The 7233-nt window shown below is 61.1% G+C and carries 6 protein-coding genes; 3 read left to right on the forward strand and 3 right to left on the reverse strand.

All coding sequences use genetic code 11. The annotated features are described in order from the left end of the window. A partial coding sequence (locus BFP96_RS07015; protein ID WP_139113358.1) for an aminotransferase-like domain-containing protein occupies nt 1-871 on the forward strand: 871 nt, incomplete at its 5' end. A gap of 6 nt (nt 872-877) precedes the next feature. Here BFP96_RS07015 and BFP96_RS07020 read toward each other — a convergent pair. Beyond that, on the reverse strand, nt 878-2299 hold the full coding sequence (locus BFP96_RS07020; protein WP_065895981.1) for a M10 family metallopeptidase C-terminal domain-containing protein: 1422 nt from the start codon (nt 2297-2299) through the stop codon (nt 878-880). 342 nt (nt 2300-2641) lie between these two features. Here BFP96_RS07020 and BFP96_RS07025 point away from each other — a divergent pair, with 342 nt between their 5' ends. Beyond that, nucleotides 2642-3313, forward strand: coding sequence for a LuxR C-terminal-related transcriptional regulator (locus tag BFP96_RS07025; RefSeq protein ID WP_122463985.1), 672 nt, complete (start codon nt 2642-2644; stop codon nt 3311-3313). A gap of 326 nt (nt 3314-3639) precedes the next feature. Here the strand turns inward: BFP96_RS07025 and BFP96_RS07030 are convergent, their stop codons facing one another. Beyond that, entirely contained in the window at nt 3640-5598 is a 1959-nt protein-coding gene (locus BFP96_RS07030; RefSeq protein WP_065892977.1) for a MacB family efflux pump subunit, read from the reverse strand. Nucleotides 5599-5601: 3 nt separating this feature from the next. Further along, nucleotides 5602-6753 (reverse strand): macrolide transporter subunit MacA, encoded by a 1152-nt coding sequence (macA, locus tag BFP96_RS07035; RefSeq protein WP_065935905.1) that lies wholly within the window; start codon nt 6751-6753, stop codon nt 5602-5604. A gap of 2 nt (nt 6754-6755) precedes the next feature. Between macA and BFP96_RS30840 the strand changes: the two genes are divergently transcribed. Then, a complete protein-coding gene (locus BFP96_RS30840) occupies nt 6756-7076 on the forward strand; it encodes a hypothetical protein (protein WP_065892976.1) in 321 nt (106 codons plus the stop codon). The last annotated feature ends 157 nt before the right edge of the window (nt 7077-7233 follow it).

A 7233-nucleotide genomic window follows, 5' to 3' on the forward strand; every position in this document is an offset into this window, starting at 1 on the left:
CACCGTGCAGGGCCTGGACATGCTCATGCGTCTGCTGGTACGGCCCGGCGACACAGTGCTGCTGGACGCGCCGTGCTACTTCAACTTCCACGCCAACCTGGCCCTGCATGGCGTCAAGGTGGTGACGCTCGAACGCCGCCCCGACGGCTTCGACTTCACCGCCCTCGAACATCTGCTGGCCGAACACCGGCCCAGCCTGTACCTGACCACCAGCGTGCTGCATAACCCGACGGGCCATTCCTTCAGCCCCAGCCAGGCGTTTCGCCTGCTGCAACTGACCCAGCAGTACCACTGCCATATCGTCGAGGATGACCTCTACGGCGACCTGCACCCCAACCCACCGCCACGCCTGGCCGCCGTCGCCGGGCTGGACCAGGTCACCTACCTGTCGGGATTCTCGAAGATCCTCAGCGCCAATACCCGCGTCAGCTACGTGGTGGCCGCGCCACAACTGGCCGCCAACCTGACCAACATGAAGTTGATGAGCGGCGGCGTGACCTCGGAGCTGTTCGAGCAGATCGTGTACCGCATGCTCAGCGAAGGCAGTTATGCCAAGCACCGCAAGCGCATGGTCCAGCGCCTGATGGAAGCCGGCGGGCGCGTCGAGCAATGGCTCAAGCGCTGCGGCTGCGAACTGCCGATGGCTTTCGAAGGCGGCATGTTCATCTGGGCGCGCCTGCCGCCGGGGGTCAACGGCGAACTGCTGGCCCAGCAAGCCCTGAAGCGCAGCATGGTGCTGGCGCCCGGCTTGCTGTTTGGCTACGACCCGGCTCACCGTGACTTGATGCGCTTCAATGTGGCTCACAGTGATGAGCCACGGGCGCAGCGGGTATTTGAAGCGCTGCTGCGCCATCGGGTTGCGCAAGTCTGAAAAGCCTTAACTGACGATATCACTGCGCCGCACATGGCCCTCTACGACAAGCACGAAGTTCGCCTCACTCGGCGTAGCGCTGATTTCCAGGGAACTCATTTTCAGCACGGGGTTGTAAGTCACGATGGCTTCACCGATGGCGCCGGAAAATGCGTCGACGAAGCTCAGTTGCGCAACCCCCAGCGAAGCCCTGACACCCGACACATCGACCCTGTCTTCGCCGCTGACAAAGTCCATGATCCGGTCGGGCGCGGCCTGGGTCGAGTCGCTGATGCGCCCATAGGCAAACCGGTCCTTGCCCTTGCCGCCCCACAGCGTGTCGGCCCCCCCTGCTCCATATAACCAATCATCGCCCTCTCCCCCTCTGAGTTCGTTGGCCACCTCGTTACCCACCAGCAAATCGTTGCCGGAGCCGCCGATGGCATTTTCGATCGTCACGCCATAGGCAATCGAAACATTCCCCTTGAGGCCGCCGACGTCAGAAAAGGTCCCCTCCCGCAGGCTGATGCGCTGGACCTGCGTGTAACCGGAGAAGTCCAGGGTGTCATTGCCGCCACCGTCCCAAATGGCCGCTACCATTTTATCCTTGGCGGTGTTGACGCTCAGGAAGTCTCGGTCCGCATTGGCATTGAAGCCGTAGGTGGTGTTGTCTTTACGGGTGTCGTGGTTGGCGCCGTACTTGCGTTGATAGGCACTGATATCGTCAAGCTGCGGCGCCGAAGAGCGCATGCCTGCATGATTCATATAGCCGGTACGCTCGCCCCGATAACTCATGGCGCTGTGACTCTGCGAGTCCTCGTGATAACCCACCTGCTCTTGTTTGAGTATCCTGTCGTAGTCGCCGGAGTGGTCGAGCCCCAAGGCATGCCCCAGTTCGTGGACGATGGTATGGCGGCCCGCATTTCCCAATGCGGCGTCAACCACCGACCGGTCGCCTTTGTTGACGGCAAACCAGACATCACCGCTGCTGGCAACGCCTGGCGAAGGCAGCACGGCATAGCTCGTATCGTTGTAGGGCAGACCCTTGTCATCGATTCTCTGACCGAAATTGGCGAGGGTGATGTGGCCTTCGCTGCCTGCGGCTCTCGGCCCTTCGGTAAACCTGAGGTTGGCAACATCGGCAATGCTCTGCAGGCTGGCCCGCGTCTGTTGGCGCTGGTTTTCAAGAACGTGGGTGAAACCGGTTTTGTTGAACTGCCTTGCGTCCTTGTCAACGGGCGGGGTACGAAATTCGTAGGTCACGTCATGGCGGCCATCGCCGTTCTTGTCCAGCCACCCCGGGCTCTTTCGCCAGAGGTGCAAGGCCGCGTCTTCGGCAGACTTGGAAGGCAAACCGTTATGGCGGATGTCACCGCCGCGATCATCTCGGTGCCGGAAGGCTTCGATGAGCCGCAACGCATCACTGGGACGAGAGGCAACCGTATTCATACGCACACTCCTATCTGGCTGGAGTTCCATCTTGAGCGCCCTCAGCTCGACAAGCTGCCCGTTGCTTCGCCCTCCTGGATAGCCGCCTGCGGAAACTGGCTTGGGCATCGACCACTGAAGCTGTAGGCGACATCCTTGTGCCGGCCACGAAATCAGGCGCAAAGGTCGTTATGCGCTTTTAATCTGCTTTTTTAATGATTGAATCCCCACCCTTTGGTCAGGCTGTACTAGCATACGTCTCGGCGGGCAGCACTATCACTGCAGGTTATTCGCATTGGCTAGTCTCTTAATCCCCGTCGCTATAAGACCGAATACCTGCACTCGAAACTCATGGACGAATTGATGAACTCACACCTGTTCCCACATATAGGCAAGGTCATCGCCAGCACCGGCAGTCGCCACTTCCCACGTATGCTGCATGACCTGATCCTCACCCAACTGGCAGTGGACGCCACCCATATCACGCAACTGCGAGTGAGTGCCGCTGGCCACACTCGCCGCAGGATCAGCCCGGTCTATACCGACTCGGCAGTGGCGCTGGGCGAAGAGCAACCGGCCGCCCAGCTGCACCTCACCCGCCGTAAGGACGATGTGCGGTATGTGCTGTCGGTGTACCGCTCGCACCAGTCCGAAACCTTCTCGGCGCAAGAGCGCAGCATGCTGGAGGATTTCTCCACGCTGCTGCTGCCCATGGTGGAAAACCACATCAGCGCGATCCAGCCATGCCCCCCAGGCAATACGCCGCAGGAACCACAGAACCAGGGCATCGAGACCTTGCGGCGGCGCATTCAGGAGCGCCTCGTGCAATCGGGGTTGACCCTGTCCAACCGTGAACTGGAAGTGTGCGTAGGCCTGCTGGCCGGGCGCACCGCGCCGGAGTTGGCCGAACAGTTGGCGCTGAAGGTCAACACCATCGAGAGCTACCTCAAGCGCGCGGCGATCAAACTGGGCATCAGCGGACGGCATTCGTTGTTGCGGTGGATGTATGCCACCGAAGACAGCACCATTCTCTAAGCCGACATCGGTCAAAAGGTGGGAGGGGGCTTGCTCCCGATAGCGGTGTGTCAGCTTGCTTATGCATGGACTGACACACTGCCATCGGGGGCAAGCCCCCTCCCACATTTGATCTCCGGCGGCCTGAACGGATCAGTCCCGAGCCAGCGCCTCGATGGGGTCCAGCCGCGCCGCATTGCGCGCTGGCATTCGTACCACCAACCTCTGAGCTGACATCGGTCAAAATGTGGGAGGGGGCTTGCCCCCGATAGCGGTGGGTCAGCTTGCTTATGCATTGACTGACACACTGCCATCGGGGGCAAGCCCCCTCCCACATTTGATCTCCATCAATCTCGAGCCAATGCCTCGATCGGGTCCAGCCGCGCCGCATTGCGCGCCGGCACGAAGCCGAACACGATGCCGATCAGCGTGGAGCAGGCAAATGCGGTGATGATCGAGCCCAGGGAAAACACCATTTCCCACTCCTTCACAAACAGCGAAAACAAATAGCCGATGGCATAGGACAGCGAGATACCGATAATCCCGCCGATCAGGCACACCATCACCGCCTCCACCAGAAACTGCTGGCGAATATCCGATTGCCGTGCCCCTACGGCCATGCGAATGCCAATCTCGCGGGTGCGTTCGGTGACCGACACCAGCATGATATTCATCACGCCGATACCACCCACCAACAACGAAATCACCGCGATCAATGACAACAGCAGCGCCAGCGAACGGCTGGTTTTCTGCACCGTCTGCATGATGCTGTCGAGGTTGTTGGTGAAGAAATCCTTGGTGCCGTGGCGTTGCAGCATGAGCTTATTGACGTTGTCTTCCACCACCTTGCTCGGCTGGCCGTCCTTGATGCGCACGGTGATGCTGTCCAGGTGGCGCTGCCCCAACAGGCGCCCCGCCGCCGTCTCATACGGCACCCACACGTTCAGCACCTTGCTGGCGGCGAACAGGTTCTTGTTGTCCGCCGTCACCCCGATCACCGTGCACGGCAGGTTGCCCACCAGGATCACCTGACCCAGGGGGTCAACGGTCGGCCCGAACAGGCGATGCCGGGTGTTGTGGTCGATCACCACCACCTGCGCCTGACGCCGTGCATCACTTTCGCTGAAGGCGATACCGGCTTCGAGCTTCACGCCCTTGACCTTGAAGTAGCGGTCGCTGACGCCGTTGACCTGCGCGTCCACGTCGATATTGCCAAAGCGCAGCAACAGGTTGCGCCCCACCACCGGGGTGGCGCTGTCGACGTAATACAGCTGGTTCAACGCGTCCACATCTGACGGCATCAGGGTCTCGATGGCCGAGGCGCGGCTGTCACCGAAACTGGTGCCGGAAAAGATATCGATGGTGTTGCTGCCGATGGCCTGGATGTCCTTGAGCACATAACGTTTGGCGCCCTCGCCGATGGCCGAGATCGACACCACCGAGGTGATGCCGATGACGATACCGAGCATGGTCAGCAAGGTGCGCATGCGATGGGAAATCAGCGCGACCCAGGCCATGTTGAACGCTTCCTTGAACAACCCCAGGCTCGCCACCAGGCGCCGCGCGCCGCTGCGCCGGGGCTCGAGCGGCGCTTCTTCGGGCAGCTCCAGGCCGGCACTGTCGTTGGCCTTGTCGCTGACGATCTCGCCGTCGCACACCTCGACGATACGCTGGGCATTGGCCGCCACCTTGGGGTCGTGGGTGACGATGATCACCGTGTGCCCGGCCGCGTGCAGCTCGGCGAGGATGCGCATCACCTCCTTGCCGCTGTGGGTGTCGAGGGCCCCGGTGGGTTCGTCGGCCAGGATCACCTCGCCGCCATTCATCAAGGCCCGGGCGATACTCACGCGCTGCTGCTGCCCACCGGACAACTGGCTCGGCCGATGGGTGATATGCCCCGACAGGCCCAGGCGCGCGAGCAACTCCCGCGCGCGGCTGTGGCGCTGGCCTTCCGGGATGCCGGCATAGATCGCCGGCATTTCCACGTTGTGCAAGGCACTCAAGTGCGCCAGCAGGTGGTAGCGCTGGAAGATAAACCCGAAGTAATCGCGGCGCAGTTCCGCCAGTTGCTCATCGCCCAGGGAACGGGTTTCGATGCCGTTGATTTTGTAGCTGCCGGCGGTGGCGTAATCCAGGCCGCCGAGGATGTTCATCAATGTCGATTTACCCGACCCCGAGGCGCCGATGATCGCCAGCATTTCCCCGGCGTGAATGGTCAGATCAATGCCCTTGAGCGCGATGAATTCGCGCTCGCCGGCCATGAAACTGCGGGTGATGCCCTTGAGCTCCAGCAGAGGTTGAGTCATGGCTCAATTCCCCGCCACGGCAGGCGAGGCGTCGCCAATCACCACCTTGTCGCCCTCGACCAGGCCGTCGAGGACCTGCACCTTGACGTTGTTGTTGATACCGGTCTTCACCTCACGCACCTGCGCCCTGCCCTTGGCGTCGAGCACCCGCACTGCATAGCCGCCCTCGGCATTGCGCGCGCCCAGCGCCGCCACCGGCATCATCAGCGCAGCCTCGGCGGTGTCGAGCACGATACGCACCTGGGCGGTCATGGCGATGCGCAAGCGGTGGTCGGGGTTGGGCACATCGAACAGCGCGTTATAAAACACCGCCGTATTCTGCTTGGGCGCACCGGCGGTCTGAGTTTCGAGGAAATTCTGCGGCGCCGGTTCAGTGCCACGCAGCTTGGCGTAGTAGCGCTTGTCGGCCTCACCGAGAATAGTGAAATACACCTGCTGGCCGGGGCTGATGTGAATCACATCCGCTTCCGACACCTGGGCCTTGACCGTCATGGTATCCAGGTCGGCCAGCTTGAGCAGCACCGGCGCCAGCTGGTTGGCAATGACCGTCTGGCCTTCCTGGGTAACGATACCCACCACATCGCCGTCAATGGGCGCATTGATACGGGTATAAGCCAGGTTGACCTTGGCCGTGTCGATCTGAATGTGCGCGCTCTTGATCTGCGCATCCAGAGACAACAGATTGGCCTGCTGCACCTGAAAGGTCGACTCGGCGTCCTCGAAATCCTGGCGCGACACCGACTCATCGGCCTGCAAGCCCTTATAGCGCTCATACACCGACCTGGCCTGCTTGACCTGCGCCGCCGTGGCGCGGCGTTGAGCCTGCAGATTCTCCTCATCGACCTGGGCCTTGCGCAGCGTGTTCTGCAGGATCAGCGGATCGATTTCAGCCAGCCACTGGCCTTTCTTGACCTTGTCACCGACCTTGACCTTGAGCGACTTCAACTGACCGGAAACCTGCGCGCCCACATCGACCTGCTTGACGCCCTCCAACAAGCCGGTGGCGAGAACGGCGTTTTCAATATCACCGCGCTCGACAGTGGCCGTGAGGTATTGAGGCGCATCGGCAGGCGCCTTGACGGTGTAAATGATCAAGCCGATGGCAACCGCCAGCACGGCGAATATCCCGATTTTGCGTAACTTAGACGTTTGCATAAATGACCATAAAGTTGAGCTTTTTGATTGAGCAAGGAAATCCAAACCCTAACCACGATGCGCAGCGAGTCGCTCCTGATCTTGATCTGGCTTTTGATCTTGATCTCAGGCGCCCCGTCAAACCACGCTGGCCGAACGCAGGCTTGAATCCGTGGGTAACCCGGCAGGACGCCGGGTTAGCCGCACTGGGCCATGGATGGCCCATTGCGGCGGCCCACGGATTCAAGCCTTCGTTCGGGCACACCGAGCATGAGCGAGGTGCCGAGTGGTGGGGCAAGAGCGTTTTGCTTACTTTTGCGCTTTTCAAAAGTGAGCCGCTGTAAGAGCGGAACCCATAGCAGCCGTGTCCGCAGAAACGGATATGTACTCGGTCTAGTCCAACATCCTGGTCGGCCCAGAGGCCGCCATCGGGGGCAAGCCCCCTCCCACATTTGAACCGAGGTGTATCAGGACCAAACCCCTTCCCACATTGGGCGGCCA

Source organism: Pseudomonas sp. 34 E 7 (genome assembly GCF_900005715.1).
GTDB classification, from domain to species: domain Bacteria; phylum Pseudomonadota; class Gammaproteobacteria; order Pseudomonadales; family Pseudomonadaceae; genus Aquipseudomonas; species Aquipseudomonas orientalis_A.

Bases quoted from the DNA above. Each gene is read 5' to 3' on its own strand.
- BFP96_RS07025 (WP_122463985.1), top strand. From the start codon at position 2,642: ATGAACTCACACCTGTTCCCACATATAGGCAAGGTCATCGCCAGCACC.
- BFP96_RS07020 (WP_065895981.1), bottom strand. From the start codon at position 2,299: ATGAATACGGTTGCCTCTCGTCCCAGTGATGCGTTGCGGCTCATCGAA.
- macA (WP_065935905.1), bottom strand. From the start codon at position 6,753: ATGCAAACGTCTAAGTTACGCAAAATCGGGATATTCGCCGTGCTGGCG.
- BFP96_RS07030 (WP_065892977.1), bottom strand. From the start codon at position 5,598: ATGACTCAACCTCTGCTGGAGCTCAAGGGCATCACCCGCAGTTTCATG.
- BFP96_RS30840 (WP_065892976.1), top strand. From the start codon at position 6,756: ATGACCATAAAGTTGAGCTTTTTGATTGAGCAAGGAAATCCAAACCCT.